Origin of the sequence: Ramlibacter sp. (assembly GCF_035655895.1) — a bacterium.
Taxonomy (GTDB): domain Bacteria; phylum Pseudomonadota; class Gammaproteobacteria; order Burkholderiales; family Burkholderiaceae_C; genus Ramlibacter.
On the sequence record NZ_DASRTN010000006.1, the window covers coordinates 905,636 to 919,251 of the forward strand.

The following is a 13,616-nucleotide window of genomic DNA, read 5'->3' on the forward strand; positions in this document are numbered from 1 at the left end:
TCGCCATGCCCGCGCGCATGAAATTCATCTGCGACACCGAGCGCTGCATCGACTGCATGGGCTGCGTCACCGCGTGCAAGAACGAGCACGAGACGCCCTGGGGCGTGAACCGGCGCCGTGTGGTGACCGTGCGCGACGGCGAGCCGGGCGAGGCGTCGATCTCGGTGGCCTGCATGCACTGCACCGACGCGCCCTGCATGGCGGTGTGCCCGGTCGACTGCTTCTATCACACGGCCGACGGCGTGGTGCTGCATTCCAAGGACCAGTGCATCGGCTGCGGCTACTGCTTCTATGCGTGCCCGTTCGGCGCGCCGCAGTTCCCCGAGACTGGCCTGTTCAGCCACCGCGGCAAGATGGACAAGTGCACCTTCTGCGCGGGCGGGCCCGAGCCGGACACCTCGCCGCAGGAGTTCCGCAAGTACGGGCGCAACCGGCTCGCCGAGGGCAAGCTGCCCGCCTGCGCCGAGCAGTGCGGCACCAAGGCGCTGCTGGGCGGCGACGCCAACATCATCGCGGACATCTACCGGCACCGCGTCGAGACCCGTGGCTACGGGCCGAAGCTCTGGGGCTGGGACATCGCCTACAACCCGGGCAAGCGCGGGCAGATCGCCACGCCCGGCGACGGTCCGCGGCCCAACCAGGTGCCGGGCGCCTCGCAGAACCAGCCGGGGAAGCTGCCGACATGAGGGCCGCCGTCGCCGTGTCCCTGCTGTGCGCGTCGTTCGCGCTGGGCGGCTGCCTGGAGGTCGAGCAGCACCCGGGCTGGCACCAGGGCCAGTACGACGGCAAGCGCGACAACCTGCCCCAGCAGGCCCGGTTCGCTGGCGACCGGCTGGCCTGGTACGCGGCGATCGCCGACCGCAACCGCCGCCAGGACGAATACCGCCGCACGCCCGAGAAGGGAGGTCCGCCATGAGCGCCTTGCGCCGCCTGTCGATGCTGCTGCTGCTGGGGGCCGCCACCCTGGCCGCCACGGCCGCCGTGCCGAACGAGGATGCCTCGCCGGCGTATGCCGAGGAACAGACCATCCTGCAGATCGAGAAGGACTCCCCCGAGCCGGGCTGGACGTCGATGCAGTCGGGCCGCAATCACCGCGACCGCCACTGGATCGTGCCGATCGGCCGCGAATCGGAGTCCGACCTGATCCTGCAGCGCGGCGGGAACACGTGGCGCAACATCCGCAACGGACCGCTGGGCCTGGCCTCCGGCGCGATCCTGCTGGCCGCCATGCTGGCGATCCTGCTGCTGTGGCGGCTGGTGGGCCCCGCCGAGGCGCCACCGCCCAGCGGCCGGCCGATGCTGCGGTTCAACCGCACGCAGCGCATCGTCCACTGGACGACCGCCATCAGCTTCCTGCTGCTCGCCCTGACGGGCGTGCTGATCCTGTTCGGCAAGAAGACACTGCTGCCGCTGATCGGCCACGACGCATTCTCGTGGCTGGCCATCGTCTCCAAGTACGTGCACAACGTGGTCGGGCCCTTCTTCATCGCCAGCTCGGTGGTGATGTTCCTCACCTTCCTGCGGGACAACTTCTTCGACCGCTCCGACTGGGCCTGGCTGCGCTCGGGCGGCGGGCTGTTCGGCCAGGGGCATCCGCCCGCCGGCTACTTCAACGCTGGCGAGAAGGCCTGGTTCTGGGGCGGCGTGGTGCTGCTGGGACTGCTGATGTCGGCCACCGGCCTGGTGCTGGACTTCGTCGTGTTCGGCCAGACGCGCTACCTGCTGCAGCTGGCCAACTACCTGCACATCGCCGGCGCCACCCTCTACATCGCCGCCGCGATGGGGCACATCTACCTCGGCACGGTGGGGACGCCGGGCGCCTACCACGCGATGCGCCACGGCACGGTGGACGAGAACTGGGCGCGCACCCACCACAGCCTCTGGTACGAGAAGGTGCGCGAATGAAGGCCGCCGCCTTCACCACCGTGCTTGCCTTGCTGGTCGGCTGCAACCAGCAGGGCGGAGCCCTGGGCGACGTCCGGCAGACCAGAGCGCCGGGCCATGTCGCGGCGGGCGGGCGCACCAGTGGCGAGGTGATGGCGGCGAGCCCCGCGCCGAAGGCCGCCGATGGGGCACCGGCCGGCACGCCCGGCATCCCGCAGGGTGCGGAGGGCAACACCGGCGGCACGTCGATCGGGGGCATGCCGCCGCAAGCCGGCAACAACCCGCCGGCGGCGCCCCCGATGCCGGTGCGCAGCGAGAAGGCCGGCACGGCGGCGCCCAGCGAGGACGTGAAGACCGGCCGCAACGTGCAGCCGCCCGGCGTGCGCGCGGACTCGCCGACGAAGGCACCGCAGCAGTAGCGCGGCCCAGGGCCCGGACGGCCGCGCCGGCACGCGGATTGCCGCTTCGCAGCCTTCGCTCCAAGGGTCCACATGCAACCTCTCTCGCGCCGAATCTTTCTCAAGGCCGGCACGGCGGCCGCCGCCGCCCTGCCTGCCGTCGGAACGCCAGGCAGCGGCCAGGCGCCACAGCAGCCGCACGGGGGTGGCCAGGCCGCCAGCGCGCCCTACCTGTTCTTCTCGGCGCCGGAGGCTGCCTTCATGGAGGCCGCGGTGGACCGGCTGATCCCGCCGGACGAGCTCGGGCCGGGTGCGCGCGAGGCCGGGGTGGTGAACTACATCGACCGGCAGCTGGCAGGAGCCTGGGGCGCGGGCGAGCGCCTGTACCGCAGCGGGCCCTGGCAGGCGGGATCGCCGAGCCAGGGCTACCAGCTGCCGTTCACGCCGGCCGAGCTGTTCCGCAATGCGCTGCGCGCCCTCTCGCAGCAGGGGCAGGGCGCCACGCCGTTCGAGAAGCTGCCCGGCGAGCAGCAGGACGCCTGGCTCACGCGGCTGCAGAACGGCGGCCAGGACCTGGAAGGCGTGCCGTCCAAGTCGTTCTTCGAGTCGCTGCTGGCCCTGACCGTCGAGGGCTACTTCAGCGACCCTGCGTATGGCGGGAACCGGGACGGGCGCTCCTGGGCCATGATCGGCTTCCCCGGGGCTTACGGCAATTACTACGACCTGGTCGACCAGCACGGCATCGCGTTCGACGTGCCGCCGCGCAGCCTGGCCCAGGACGGCGCCGGCCACGTGCACGAGATGCCCGCGATGGCACCCGCGGCCGCGCCGCGCCGGCAGGGGACGCGCTGATGGCCGCGACCCGACTTCCTCCCGTCGACGCGGTCGTGCTCGGCGTGGGCCTGGTGGGCAGCATGCTGGGCCGCGAGCTGACCAAGGCCGGCCTCAAGGTGGTCGGCCTGGAGCGCGGGCAGCCGCGCTCGACGGTGCCCGACTTCCAGGGGCCGCAGATGCACGACGAGCTGCGCTACTCGATCCGCAAGGGCCTGATGCAGGACACCGCGCGCGAGACGGTGACCTTCCGCAACAAGGGCAGCGAGACGGCGCTGCCGATCCGCCGCTGGGAAAGCTTCCTGCCCGGCACCGGGCTGGGCGGCGCGATGGTGCACTGGAACGGCCAGACCTACCGGTTCCAGGACAGCGACCTGCGCATGCGCAGCCAGACCGTGCAGCGTTACGGCGAGAAGATGCTGGCCGGCCTGTCGATCCAGGACTGGGGCGTCACCGCGGCGGACCTGGAGCCCTCGTTCGACCGCTTCGAGTACCTGCTGGGCACCAGCGGCAAGGCCGGGCACCTGCAGGGCCGCAAGATCGAAGGCGGCAACCCGTTCGAGGATTCGCGCTCGCGCGAGTACCCCACGCCGCCGCAGAAGGAGCCGTACGGCTCGGCGCTGTTCCGCAAGGCGGCTGCCAACCTGGGCTACCACCCGTTCACCCAGCCGTCGTCCAACCTCAGCCGCAACTACACCAACCCCGAAGGCGTGCAGTTGCGCAGCTGCATGTTCTGCGGCTTCTGCGAGCGCTACGGCTGCGAGCACTACGCCAAGTCGTCGCCCCAGACCACCTTGCTGCCGGTGCTGCTGAAGGACCCCAGGTTCCAGTTGCGCACGCAGTGCCAGGTGCTGCGGGTGAACCTGGACAAGGACAGGAAGCGCGCGGTGAGCGTGACCTATGCCGACGCCCAGGGCCGCGAGTTCGAGCAACCGGCGAGCCTGTTCATCGTCGGCATGTTCGCCCTCAACAACGTGCGGCTGCTGCTACTGTCGGGCATCGGGCAGCCGTACGACCCGGCCAGCGGCAAGGGCGTGGTCGGGCGCAACTACGCCTACCAGACCACCAGCGGCGTGCAGGTGTTCTTCGACGAGAAGGTCAACATCAATCCCTTCATGCGATCGGGTGCCTGCGGCACGGTGATGGCCGACTTCGTCAGCGACAACTTCGACCACGGACCGCTCGGCTTCCTCGGCGGCGGCTACATCGGCGAGGTGATGACGCACGGCCGCCCGATCGAGTTCCATCCGACCCCGCCCGGCACACCGTCGTGGGGCTCTGCCTGGAAGAAGGCGGTGGCGCGGCACTACAACCACACCAGCAGCGTCAACGTGCATGGCAGTTCGGTGGCGGTGCCGCAGAACTACCTTGACCTGGATCCCACCTACAAGGACGCCTGGGGACTGCCGCTGCTGCGCATGACGTTCGACTTCCCGGAGAACGACCTGAAGATGTCGGCCTACGTGACCGACCGTGCCGCCGAGATCGCGCGCGCGATGGGCGGGCGCCAGGTGGCCGGCGGACCGCGCAAGGGACCCTACACGATCACCCAGTACCAGAGCACCCACAACACGGGCGGCACCATCATGGGGACCGACCCGTCCACGAGCGTCGTCAACCGCTACCTGCAAAGCTGGGACGTGCCCAACGTGTTCGTGATCGGCGCGTCCAACTTCCCGCAGAACGCGTCGTACAACCCGACGGGCACCGTGGGTGCGCTGGCCTACTGGGCTGCCGACGCGATCGTCGGGCGCTACCTCAAGCAACCCGGGTTGCTGGCATGAGCGCCGCGGGCACCACCTGCCTGGCCGCAGCGGCAGGCCTGTTGCTCGCGCTGACCGGCTGCAACCGCGGCGGCGATGCGCCGGGAGGAACTGCACCGCCGGCCGGCGCCGCCGCGCCGGCCAGCGCAGCCTCCGCCCCGGCTTCGGCGGCCTCCGCGGCCGCCGTGCCGCCGCTGGTGCCCGAGCGCGTGGCCCTCGCGTCGGGCTGGACCGAGCAGGAGGTGCAGGCCGGCGGACAGATCGCCGCGCAGGGCGGTGGCGGTGCCGTCACCGCCTGCGTCAGCTGCCACGGGCCGAGCGGCGAAGGCAACGCGCAGGCGAACTTCCCGCGGCTGGCCGGGCAGGGCAAGCTGTACCTGGTGCACCAGCTGGAGAGCTATGCCAACGGGAGCCGCAAGAATCCCGTCATGCAGCCGATCGCCGCTGCCATGAGCGACGTGCAGCGCCAGCAGTCGGCGGCGTTCTATGCCAGCCGGAGCACCCAGCCCGCGGCCACGGGGCCCGCCGCGCCACCGCGCGAGCCGGTGCTCGCGGCGCGCGGCGACGACGGGCGGCAGCTGCAGGCCTGCGCCAACTGCCACGGGCCGCAGGGTGTCGGCGACGCGGCCTTCAATCCCTACCTGGCCGGCCAGCATGCCGGCTACCTCACCGCGGCCCTCGCGGAGTGGAAGGGCGGCGACCGCAACAACGATCCCAGCGGGCAGATGCCGCTGATCGCCAAGGCGCTCACCGACGAGGAGGTGCGCACGCTGGTCGCCTACTACAGCAGCCTGCCGCCGCCGTCGCCCCGCAACGCGCAAGCGGCGGCCGGGCCGCTGCCCGCCGGGCGCCAGGCGGTGCAGTCGGGGCCGGCGGGCGCCACCGCGCCGACGCAGGGGGTCGGCACCGAACAGGGTGCACTCACGGGTGGCGCCCAGGCGCAGGGTGCGGGCGGCGGCGCCACCAATCCGCAGCAGACGCCGCAAGGCGCGGGTGCCCCGCAGGCACCTGCGTCGGCGCGCTAGGGTGGGAAGCGAGGAACGAGGACGAGGAGCGGAAGAGGGAAGGCGGCCGGCGCGCGGCGGCGCGGCGAGCCCGCGCGATCAGATCGCGCCGTCGAACATCATCACGTCCACCTCGTCGCCGGGGGCCACGTTGGCCTGCGCGTGGTGCAGCACGATCAGTCCGTTGGCCTGCACCATCGAGCTGAGCACGCCCGAGCCCTGGTTGCCGGTGGTGCGCACCTGCAGGCCGCCGTCCGGCGCGGCGCTGACGATGCCGCGCTGGTATTCGGTGCGGCCAGGCTTCTTGCGCATCGCCTCCTGGCTGCGCGCGCGCAGCAGCGGGGGCGGCGCGGTGTCGCGGCAGCCCATCATGCGCAGCAGCGCGGGGCGCACGAAGGCCAGGAAGGTCACCATCACGGCGACCGGGTTGCCGGGCAATCCGAACAGCACCGCGGGCGCGCGGCCCGGCGCGGCTTCGGCGATGCGGCCCACGGCCATCGGGCGTCCCGGCCGCATCGCGATCTTCCAGAAGGCCACGTCGCCCAGCTGCTTCATCATGGCCTTGGTGAAGTCGGCCTCGCCCACGCTCACGCCGCCGCTGGTGATGATGGCGTCGGCCTGCCCTGCGGCGGACCGGAACGCCTGCTCCAGCAGTTCGGGCTGGTCGCGCACCACGCCGAGGTCGACCAGCTCGCAGCCGAGCCGGGCCAGCAGGCCCGCCACGGTGTAGCGGTTGCTGTCGTAGACTGCGCCTTCGCGCGGCGGCTCGCCGACGCTGAGGATCTCGTCGCCGGTGGAGAAGTAGGCCACCCGCACGCGGCGCAGCACCGGCACGGTGGGCAGCCCCAGGCTGGCCAGCAGGCCGCAGGCGGCGGGACCGAGCCGTTCGCCCTGCAGCAGGGCAGGGCGCCCGGCCATCAGGTCCTCGCCGGCCAGCCGGCGGTTGTCGCCGGCCCGCAGCAGGCCCGCCGGAACCTCGATGGCCGAGCCGTCCACCGAGCGGGTGAACTCCTGCGGCACCACCGTGTCGAGGCCGGCCGGCATGATGGCGCCGGTCATGATCTTCACGCATTCGCCGGGGCCGACCCGGCCCTGCCAGGCCCGCCCCGCCAAAGCCGTGCCGACCACCGCGAGGCGCAGCGGCGTGCCGGTGGCAAGCTGCTCGCCGTCGAAGGCGTAGCCGTCCATGGCCGAGTTGTCGTGCGGCGGAACGCTGAAGGGCGAGACGATGTCCTGCGCCAGCACCCGGCCGAGCGCGGCCGCCACCGGCACCTGCTCGGTCCCGGTGACCGGCGCGACCAGCCGCTCCAGGAACGCCTGGACTGAGGTGGCCGCAAGCGCCTGCGGGTCGTAGCCCTGCAACTCGGCGGCGATCTGGTCGAGCGACTTCACCGCTGCTCCAGTGCACGCAGCTCGGCCAGCGTGTTGGCGTTGAAGAAGGCGCGGGGATCGTCGCCCGGTGCGTCGAACGGGACGTCGACCGTGCGGTGCTGCGCCGTCCAGGCGTCGATCTTGCGGCCACCGCCATGCGTGAAGCGCACCAGGCTCTCGAGCAGGTCCCGGCGCAGCAGGCAGAACACCGGCTGCGGGCGCAACTGGCCGTCCTGTTCGGGCGCGCTGGCCATCGCGATCTCGGCGTCCTGGGCCTGGGCCGCCGCGAGCAGGCGTTCCACCAGATCGGTCGGGAACAGCGGGGTGTCGCACGGCACCGTGACGAGCCAGGTCGTCTCGCAGCGCTCCAACCCGGTGAGGAAGCCGGCGAGCGGGCCCGCGTAGTCGGCCAGCGCATCGGGCCACACGGGCACGCCGAACGACTCGTAGGCGGCGAGGTTGCGATTGGCATTGACCATCACGTCACCCACCTGCGGCTGCAGCCGCAGCAGCGCGTGGACGGCGAGCGGCACGCCATTGAAGTTCTGCAGGCCCTTGTCGACCCCGCCCATGCGGCTGCCCCGGCCGCCGGCGAGGATCACGCCGGTGATGTCGTCTTGCCCCATGGCTCAGCCTCCGATGTAGCTCATCTCGACGCGGCGTGGCCCGGCGCCCTGGTCGGGCGCGAGCCGGCCGCGCAGTTCGGAATAGCGGTCGGCGCGGCCCTGCCAGATGTGCCCGATGGCCGAGGCCAGGTCCGCATCGCTGGCGCCACCGCGCAGCAGCGAACGCAGGTCATGGCCATTGCTCGCGAACAGGCACAGGTACAGCCGGCCCTCGGTGGACAGGCGCGCGCGGTTGCAGGTACCGCAGAACGCCTGCGTCACGCTGCTGATCGCGCCGATCTCGCCAGCCCCGTCGTCGTAGGCCCAGCGCTCCGCGGTCTCGCCGGGGGCGGCCGGCTCCAGGGCGGTGAGCGGGAACTGCCCGTGCAGGCGCTGCACCACTTCGGCCGACGGCACGACTTCGTCCATGCGCCAGCCGTTGGTGGCGCCCACGTCCATGTACTCGATGAAGCGCAGCACGATGCCGGTGCCGCGGAAGTGGCGCGCCATCGGCACGATCTCGTGTTCGTTGGTGCCGCGCTTGACCACCATGTTGACCTTGACCGGCCCGAGGCCGGCTTCGCGGGCGGCGTCGATGCCGGCCAGCACCTCGGCCACCGGGAAATCGACGTCGTTCATGCGGCGGAAGACCGCGTCGTCCAGCCCGTCCAGGCTGACCGTCACGCGCCGCAACCCGGCGGCCTTCAGCGCGCGGGCCTTACGGGCCAGCAGCGACCCGTTGGTGGTCAGGGCGAGTTCCACCGGGTCGCCGTCGACCGTGCGCAGCTGCGCGAGCTGCTCGACCAGCACCTCGATGTTCTTGCGCAGCAGCGGCTCGCCGCCGGTCAGGCGGATCTTGCGCACGCCGTGCGCCACGAACTGGCGCGCCAGCCGGGTGATCTCCTCGAACGAGAGCAGTTCCGCGTGCGGCAGGTAGGGATAGTCCTTGGTGAAGACTTCCTTGGGCATGCAGTAGCTGCAGCGGAAGTTGCAGCGATCGGTGACGCTGATGCGCAGATCGCGCAGGGGGCGGGCGAGCGCATCCTGCAGCCGGCCCGTGGCAGGCACCGGCACCGCGGGCAGGCGTGCCGACAGCGCGGCGAGGCGCTGGTCGACGAGGGGAATGACACGCTCGGCCATGGACGTGATTTTGCCTGCATGGCCGGCGGCCCGATCCGGACGGCCGTTTGGCCGCGCCGCGGCAGGGCCATCGGCTCAGCGCACGCCGCGCCGCTGTCGCATGTCGGCCGACATGGCCTGGTGCGCGGCGGCATCCAGGCGCCGCGCGGCGGCGGGGAAGGCCGTGCCGTCCTCGGCTGCCAGGTGGTCGGCGTGCAATGCCGCGAACGCTTCCAGCGCCGCCTGCTGCGCTGGGTCCAGCGCAGCCGTGGTGCCCTCGGCCAGGCCGGACAGCACCTGTCGCACCCGCATCCAGCCGTCCTCCATGCGCCGATGGTCGGACCGCAGCCGCGCCGCCAGCAGGGCCAGCGCCGGGTCACCGGCGGCTTCGAGGGCGGGGAGCACGTGGCGCTCCTCGTCCAGGTGGTGCTGCGGGGCGGCCAGGTCGAAGTACCGCATCACGTCCCGCGCCGCCTGCCGGGCCTGCTCGTCCGCGCCGTGCCGGGCCACGTGCGCCTGCAGCCGGGCCAGCAGGTCGAGCATCCGGGCGACGCGCTCGTGGCAGGCGCCCAGCATCTCGAACGGCTGCTCGAAGCCGGCGGCAGGCGCGGCAGTGAGCTGGTTCGGCGACGACGCGGGCATGGCCTCAGACGCAGCGCGCGCCGTCGACCTCGATGCACACGCCCGAGACGAAGGCGGCCTCGTCGCTGGCCAGGTAGAGGGCGGCGTTGGCGACGTCGAGCGCGGTCGAGAAGCGACCCAGCGGGATGGTCGCCAGGAACTTCGCCTTGCGTGCGTCGTCCAGCGGGCCGCCCGCGAACTCGGCCGACAGTCCCGTCGCCGGATTGAACACCGGGTTGATGCAGTTGACCCGGATGTTGTCGGGCCCGAGCTCGGCCGCCAGCGACTTGCTGGTGGTGATGACCGCGCCTTTCGAGCCGTTGTACCAGGTCAGGCCCGGGCGCGGCCGCACCCCGGCGGTGGACGCGATGTTGATGAAGCTGCCGCCGCCACCCGCGCGGAACGCCGGGACCGCGTGGATGGTCGCGAGGTAGATGCTCTTGACGTTGATGGCGTAGACGCGATCGAACTCCTCCTCGCTCACCTCGAGCGCCGGGCGGTTGCGGTGCGTCCAGCCGGCGTTGTTGACCATGACGTCCAGCCGGCCGTGGCGGTCGACGGCCGCCTGCACCAGCGCCTGCATGTCGGCCGAGCGGGTCACGTCGGCACGGAAGAAGGAGGCGCGGCCGCCGGCATCGCGGATCGCGGCCGTGACCTTCTCGCCGAGCGTGGCATCAATGTCGTTGACGATGACCTGGGCGCCTTCCTGCGCGAGGCGCCTGGCGATGCCTTCGCCGATGCCCTGGCCGGCGCCGGTGACGATGACGGACTTGTCCTGGACGCGCATGGGGTGTCTCCTTCGTTCGATGGGAAGCAGCCAGTCTACCGGCCGTCGGCAGAGCGATCCGACGGACGGCCTCCGGCGCGCGGCACGGGGCCTGTTGCGGCGCGGCTGCGGTTCCGGCGCAACACGCGCGCGGGCGGAAGGTTCGCCATCGCGGTGGCCCCGCCTATGATCCCCCGAGCCGGGTGAATCCCTGGGAGGGGCTGACATGGGCATCGTGACGGGCTTGGTGGACCGGGTGGTCCTGGTGGCCGCCTTCGTCGGGGGCGCGACCGTCCCCAGTTTCGTGGCGCAGTACCGCCAGCGCGTGGGCGGGGCGCTGGAGCAGGCACGCAAGGACCTGCAGCCCTTCCGCGAGCTGGCCGACCGCATGTTCAACGGCGACCTGCGGGCGCTGATCGACCACCACTGGCGCAGCACCGATCCCGTGTTCCGCGGCGAGTCGCAGGCGATCAGCCAGCTGGTCGAGTCGGTCGACCGGCTCACGCGGGCGTCCGACGCCCTGCGGGGCGATCTGTACCACCAGCTGCTCTACCTCGTGACGGCGGGCGATCCGCGGATGCTGCGCGCGACCTGGGACCAGTTCGCGCCGGCGGTGTCGTTCACGCCGCAGTCGCTGCTGGCGGGCGCAGCCATCGGTTCGCTGGTGTGGCTGGTGTTCGTCGCGCTCATGCACCTGGTGCTGGCCCTCACGCAACGCAGGCTGCCGCCGCTGAAGTTCTCGCCGTCGCCACCGGCCAGGGCCGCCACGCCGGACCGCGCATACGGCCGGGCCAGCCGCCCGGCACGCGGGATCCGGTAGCCGCCGGCCGGGCGCCGAGCCGCCGAGCCGCAAGCCGCAGAGCGCGTCGGCCGCGCATGTCCCCGGGACCGTTGCCCCGGCCAGCTCACCCGTGCCGGATGGCGACCGTCTTCACGGTCGTGAAGCCGTACAACGCCTCGAAGCCCTTCTCGCGTCCGTAGCCGGACGACTTCACCCCGCCGAATGGCAGCTCGACGCCGCCGCCCGCGCCGTAGTTGTTGATGAACACCTGGCCGCTGCGCACCCGGCGGGCCATGCGCAACTGGCGGGCGCCGTCGCGGGTCCAGATGCCCGCCACCAGCCCGAACTGGGTGGCGTTCGCCAGCTGCACCGCGTGGTCCTCGTCCTGGAAGGCCATGGCGGCCAGCACCGGGCCGAACACCTCCTCTTGCGCCAGCCGGTGCGTCGCGGGCACGTCGCGCAGCAGGGTGGGCGCCTGGTAGAAGCCGGTGTCCGGCGCCTCGTCGACGATCTGCCCCTGGGCCACCATCGGGATGTCGGCGTGCTGCGCATCGGACAGGAAATCCCAGACGCGCTGCTGCTGGCTGGCGCGGATCAGCGGACCCACATCGAGGTCCATCGGCGCCGGCCCCACGCGCAGGTTGCTGAAGGCCTGGCCGAGGCGGTCGAGCAGCGGCTCGTAGAGCGATTGCTGGACCAGCAGACGCGAGCCTGCCGAGCAGGTCTGGCCGGCGTTCTGCACGATCGCGTTGATCACCGCCGGCAGCGCGGCGTCGAGGTCGGCATCGTCGAACACGATCTGCGGGCTCTTGCCGCCCAGCTCGAGCGTGACCGGACAGTGCCGTTCGGCCGCGGCCTGCTGGATCAGGGTGCCGACGCGCGGGCTGCCGGTGAAGCTGATGTGGTCGATGCCGGGATGCCGGGCCAGGGCGTCGCCCACTTCGTGGCCGTACCCGGTCACGATGTTGATCGCACCGGCCGGAAAGCCGCATTCGGCCGCCAGTTGCGCGACCCGGATCAGCGAGAGGCACGCGTCTTCGGACGGTTTCACCACGCACACGTTGCCGGCCGCGAGCGCGCCACCGACGCTGCGCCCGAAGATCTGCATCGGATAGTTCCACGGGATCACGTGGCCCGTGACGCCGTGCGGCTCGCGCCAGGTGAGCACGCTGTAGCCGTCCAGGTAGGGGATGGTGTCGCCGTGCAGCTTGTCGCAGGCGCCGGCGTAGAACTCGAAGTAGCGCACCAGGGCCACCGCATCGGCGCGCGCCTGCTTGGTGGGCTTGCCGCAATCGCGCTGCTCGATGGCCGCGAGCTCCTCGCCGTGCTCGGCCACCTTGGCGGCCAGCCGCATCAGCAGGCGGCCGCGTTCTGCGCCGCTGAGCTTGCTCCAGACGCCATCGAAGCACTGGCGTGCGGCCCGCACCGCCAGGTCGACGTCGTCGGCGTTGCCGCGCTGCAGGTCGTCGAAGGCCTGGCCGTCGGAAGGATCGATGACGGGGATGGTGCGGCCGGTCGCGGAGCGCTGGCCGGCGTTCCCGATGTAGTGGAGTTGCATGCAGCGATTCTGCTGCAAGCGTGGCCGTGTGGCAGAAAGTACGCGGGCGGTGGGAACGGCGCCGCGCGCCGCGGCCGCGAGCTCAGCGTCCGACCAGCGAGAACTGGTGCTGGTGTTCGTGCAGCCAGCGCTCGGAGGCCGAGCTGTCCTGCTGCGCCGGATGGAAGTCGCGTCGCAGGTACTCCTTCCACGGGCGGAAGGTCTGGCGGATCAGGCCACGGCGGCCGAACAGGTACGAGCCTGCGCTCTTCCAGGTGCGCCAGCGCCACAGCGTGCCGTCCTGGCGCAGGTTGCTGACCGTCTGCCGCAGGGTGTCGGTCAGGAAGATCATCGTCACGCGGCGGAACCAGGTGATCCGCCACGCGTGGCTGCCGCCAAGCGCCTGGTACAGGTCGAACGCGGTGCTCTTGTGCTCCGACTCTTCGGCGCTGTGCCACAGCCACAGGGTGGCCAGGCGCGGGTCGCGGTCGCCCAGCAGGTCGGCGTTGTGGAGCATCCAGTCGGCGAAGATCGCGGTGAAGTGCTCGTTGGCCGCGGTGATGGCGAGCCAGTGGCGGAAGTCCACCCCTTCCATCAGCTTGAGCCGGTCGCGCGCGCGCTGCTCCCAGTGGTTCACCAGCCCGAGCTTGGCCAGGTGGCCGTTGTACAGCGCGTGCAGGCGACGATGCGTGGCCTCCTGGCCAACGAAGCCCTGCACCTCCGCCCGGAATCGCTCCTGCTGGTCCGGCGCGAGCTGGGCGAAGCCGCCGCGCACCGAGTCGATGAAGAACTGCTCACCCACCGGGAAGCTCATGGACAGGGCGTTGAACAGCGCGGTGCGGAACGGGTCGCCTGCGCACCAGTGGCGCTCGATGGGCGCCTCCATGTCGACGAGCAGGCGGCGGACGACGAGATCGGTCATGGCGGGGTCTCCGG

The 13,616-nt window shown here is 71.8% G+C and carries 15 protein-coding genes; 8 read left to right on the forward strand and 7 right to left on the reverse strand.

Features of this window, described 5'->3' with window-relative positions:
* Window positions 1-5: 5 nt before the first annotated feature.
* From fdh3B to VFE82_RS07355, 7 genes are all read left to right on the forward strand, one after another.
* Window positions 6-686 (forward strand): formate dehydrogenase FDH3 subunit beta, encoded by a 681-nt coding sequence (fdh3B, locus tag VFE82_RS07325; protein ID WP_324999597.1) that lies wholly within the window; start codon window positions 6-8, stop codon window positions 684-686.
* A complete protein-coding gene (locus VFE82_RS07330) occupies window positions 683-916 on the forward strand; it encodes a hypothetical protein (RefSeq protein ID WP_324999598.1) in 234 nt (77 codons plus the stop codon). The genes fdh3B and VFE82_RS07330 overlap by 4 nt, the downstream gene beginning before the upstream one ends.
* A complete protein-coding gene (locus VFE82_RS07335) occupies window positions 913-1,905 on the forward strand; it encodes a formate dehydrogenase subunit gamma (RefSeq protein WP_324999599.1) in 993 nt (330 codons plus the stop codon). Before VFE82_RS07330 ends, VFE82_RS07335 begins: the two co-directional genes overlap by 4 nt.
* Window positions 1,902-2,303 carry a hypothetical protein gene (locus tag VFE82_RS07340; protein WP_324999600.1) on the forward strand — a complete coding sequence of 134 codons (402 nt, stop codon included), beginning with the start codon at window positions 1,902-1,904 and terminating at the stop codon, window positions 2,301-2,303. The genes VFE82_RS07335 and VFE82_RS07340 overlap by 4 nt, the downstream gene beginning before the upstream one ends.
* 72 nt (window positions 2,304-2,375) lie before the next feature.
* On the forward strand, window positions 2,376-3,134 hold the full coding sequence (locus VFE82_RS07345) for a gluconate 2-dehydrogenase subunit 3 family protein (protein WP_324999601.1): 759 nt from the start codon (window positions 2,376-2,378) through the stop codon (window positions 3,132-3,134).
* Complete coding sequence (locus tag VFE82_RS07350; RefSeq protein ID WP_324999602.1) at window positions 3,134-4,897, forward strand: GMC family oxidoreductase; 1,764 nt, start codon at window positions 3,134-3,136, stop codon at window positions 4,895-4,897. The genes VFE82_RS07345 and VFE82_RS07350 overlap by 1 nt, the downstream gene beginning before the upstream one ends.
* On the forward strand, window positions 4,894-5,901 hold the full coding sequence (locus VFE82_RS07355; RefSeq protein WP_324999603.1) for a c-type cytochrome: 1,008 nt from the start codon (window positions 4,894-4,896) through the stop codon (window positions 5,899-5,901). Before VFE82_RS07350 ends, VFE82_RS07355 begins: the two co-directional genes overlap by 4 nt.
* A gap of 78 nt (window positions 5,902-5,979) precedes the next feature.
* On the opposite strand, the gene glp is transcribed toward VFE82_RS07355, so the two are convergent.
* The 5 genes from glp to VFE82_RS07380 form a co-directional block, all read right to left on the reverse strand.
* Window positions 5,980-7,272, reverse strand: coding sequence for a gephyrin-like molybdotransferase Glp (glp, locus tag VFE82_RS07360; RefSeq protein WP_324999604.1), 1,293 nt, complete (start codon window positions 7,270-7,272; stop codon window positions 5,980-5,982).
* Window positions 7,269-7,877 carry a molybdenum cofactor guanylyltransferase MobA gene (gene mobA / locus VFE82_RS07365; RefSeq protein WP_324999605.1) on the reverse strand — a complete coding sequence of 203 codons (609 nt, stop codon included), beginning with the start codon at window positions 7,875-7,877 and terminating at the stop codon, window positions 7,269-7,271. The genes glp and mobA overlap by 4 nt, the downstream gene beginning before the upstream one ends.
* 3 nt (window positions 7,878-7,880) lie before the next feature.
* Window positions 7,881-8,996, reverse strand: a complete 1,116-nt coding sequence (gene moaA / locus VFE82_RS07370; protein ID WP_324999606.1) for a GTP 3',8-cyclase MoaA — start codon at window positions 8,994-8,996, stop codon at window positions 7,881-7,883.
* 75 nt (window positions 8,997-9,071) lie between these two features.
* Window positions 9,072-9,617, reverse strand: a complete 546-nt coding sequence (locus VFE82_RS07375) for a hemerythrin domain-containing protein (RefSeq protein WP_324999607.1) — start codon at window positions 9,615-9,617, stop codon at window positions 9,072-9,074.
* A 4-nt stretch (window positions 9,618-9,621) separates the two neighbouring features.
* Entirely contained in the window at window positions 9,622-10,383 is a 762-nt protein-coding gene (locus VFE82_RS07380) for an SDR family oxidoreductase (RefSeq protein ID WP_324999608.1), read from the reverse strand.
* Between the two features lie 205 nt (window positions 10,384-10,588).
* On the opposite strand from VFE82_RS07380, the gene VFE82_RS07385 reads away from it, so the two are divergent.
* Window positions 10,589-11,182: a DUF2937 family protein gene (locus tag VFE82_RS07385; RefSeq protein WP_324999609.1), complete on the forward strand. Its 594-nt coding sequence runs from the start codon at window positions 10,589-10,591 to the stop codon at window positions 11,180-11,182.
* Between the two features lie 85 nt (window positions 11,183-11,267).
* Here the strand turns inward: VFE82_RS07385 and VFE82_RS07390 are convergent, their stop codons facing one another.
* Together VFE82_RS07390 and VFE82_RS07395 are read right to left on the reverse strand one after the other, a co-directional pair.
* Window positions 11,268-12,701 carry an aldehyde dehydrogenase family protein gene (locus tag VFE82_RS07390; RefSeq protein ID WP_324999610.1) on the reverse strand — a complete coding sequence of 478 codons (1,434 nt, stop codon included), beginning with the start codon at window positions 12,699-12,701 and terminating at the stop codon, window positions 11,268-11,270.
* 82 nt (window positions 12,702-12,783) lie between these two features.
* Window positions 12,784-13,602: a metal-dependent hydrolase gene (locus VFE82_RS07395; protein ID WP_324999611.1), complete on the reverse strand. Its 819-nt coding sequence runs from the start codon at window positions 13,600-13,602 to the stop codon at window positions 12,784-12,786.
* Window positions 13,603-13,616: the final 14 nt, after the last annotated feature.

What these genes read in the sequence shown, in the direction of transcription:
- VFE82_RS07390 (WP_324999610.1), bottom strand. Translation starts at nt 12,701, where the DNA reads ATGCAACTCCACTACATCGGGAACGCCGGCCAGCGCTCCGCGACCGGC.
- VFE82_RS07380 (WP_324999608.1), bottom strand. Translation starts at nt 10,383, where the DNA reads ATGCGCGTCCAGGACAAGTCCGTCATCGTCACCGGCGCCGGCCAGGGC.
- VFE82_RS07350 (WP_324999602.1), top strand. Translation starts at nt 3,134, where the DNA reads ATGGCCGCGACCCGACTTCCTCCCGTCGACGCGGTCGTGCTCGGCGTG.
- VFE82_RS07375 (WP_324999607.1), bottom strand. Translation starts at nt 9,617, where the DNA reads ATGCCCGCGTCGTCGCCGAACCAGCTCACTGCCGCGCCTGCCGCCGGC.
- VFE82_RS07330 (WP_324999598.1), top strand. Translation starts at nt 683, where the DNA reads ATGAGGGCCGCCGTCGCCGTGTCCCTGCTGTGCGCGTCGTTCGCGCTG.
- mobA (WP_324999605.1), bottom strand. Translation starts at nt 7,877, where the DNA reads ATGGGGCAAGACGACATCACCGGCGTGATCCTCGCCGGCGGCCGGGGC.
- moaA (WP_324999606.1), bottom strand. Translation starts at nt 8,996, where the DNA reads ATGGCCGAGCGTGTCATTCCCCTCGTCGACCAGCGCCTCGCCGCGCTG.
- VFE82_RS07340 (WP_324999600.1), top strand. Translation starts at nt 1,902, where the DNA reads ATGAAGGCCGCCGCCTTCACCACCGTGCTTGCCTTGCTGGTCGGCTGC.
- VFE82_RS07335 (WP_324999599.1), top strand. Translation starts at nt 913, where the DNA reads ATGAGCGCCTTGCGCCGCCTGTCGATGCTGCTGCTGCTGGGGGCCGCC.
- VFE82_RS07395 (WP_324999611.1), bottom strand. Translation starts at nt 13,602, where the DNA reads ATGACCGATCTCGTCGTCCGCCGCCTGCTCGTCGACATGGAGGCGCCC.
- fdh3B (WP_324999597.1), top strand. Translation starts at nt 6, where the DNA reads ATGCCCGCGCGCATGAAATTCATCTGCGACACCGAGCGCTGCATCGAC.
- VFE82_RS07355 (WP_324999603.1), top strand. Translation starts at nt 4,894, where the DNA reads ATGAGCGCCGCGGGCACCACCTGCCTGGCCGCAGCGGCAGGCCTGTTG.
- VFE82_RS07385 (WP_324999609.1), top strand. Translation starts at nt 10,589, where the DNA reads ATGGGCATCGTGACGGGCTTGGTGGACCGGGTGGTCCTGGTGGCCGCC.
- VFE82_RS07345 (WP_324999601.1), top strand. Translation starts at nt 2,376, where the DNA reads ATGCAACCTCTCTCGCGCCGAATCTTTCTCAAGGCCGGCACGGCGGCC.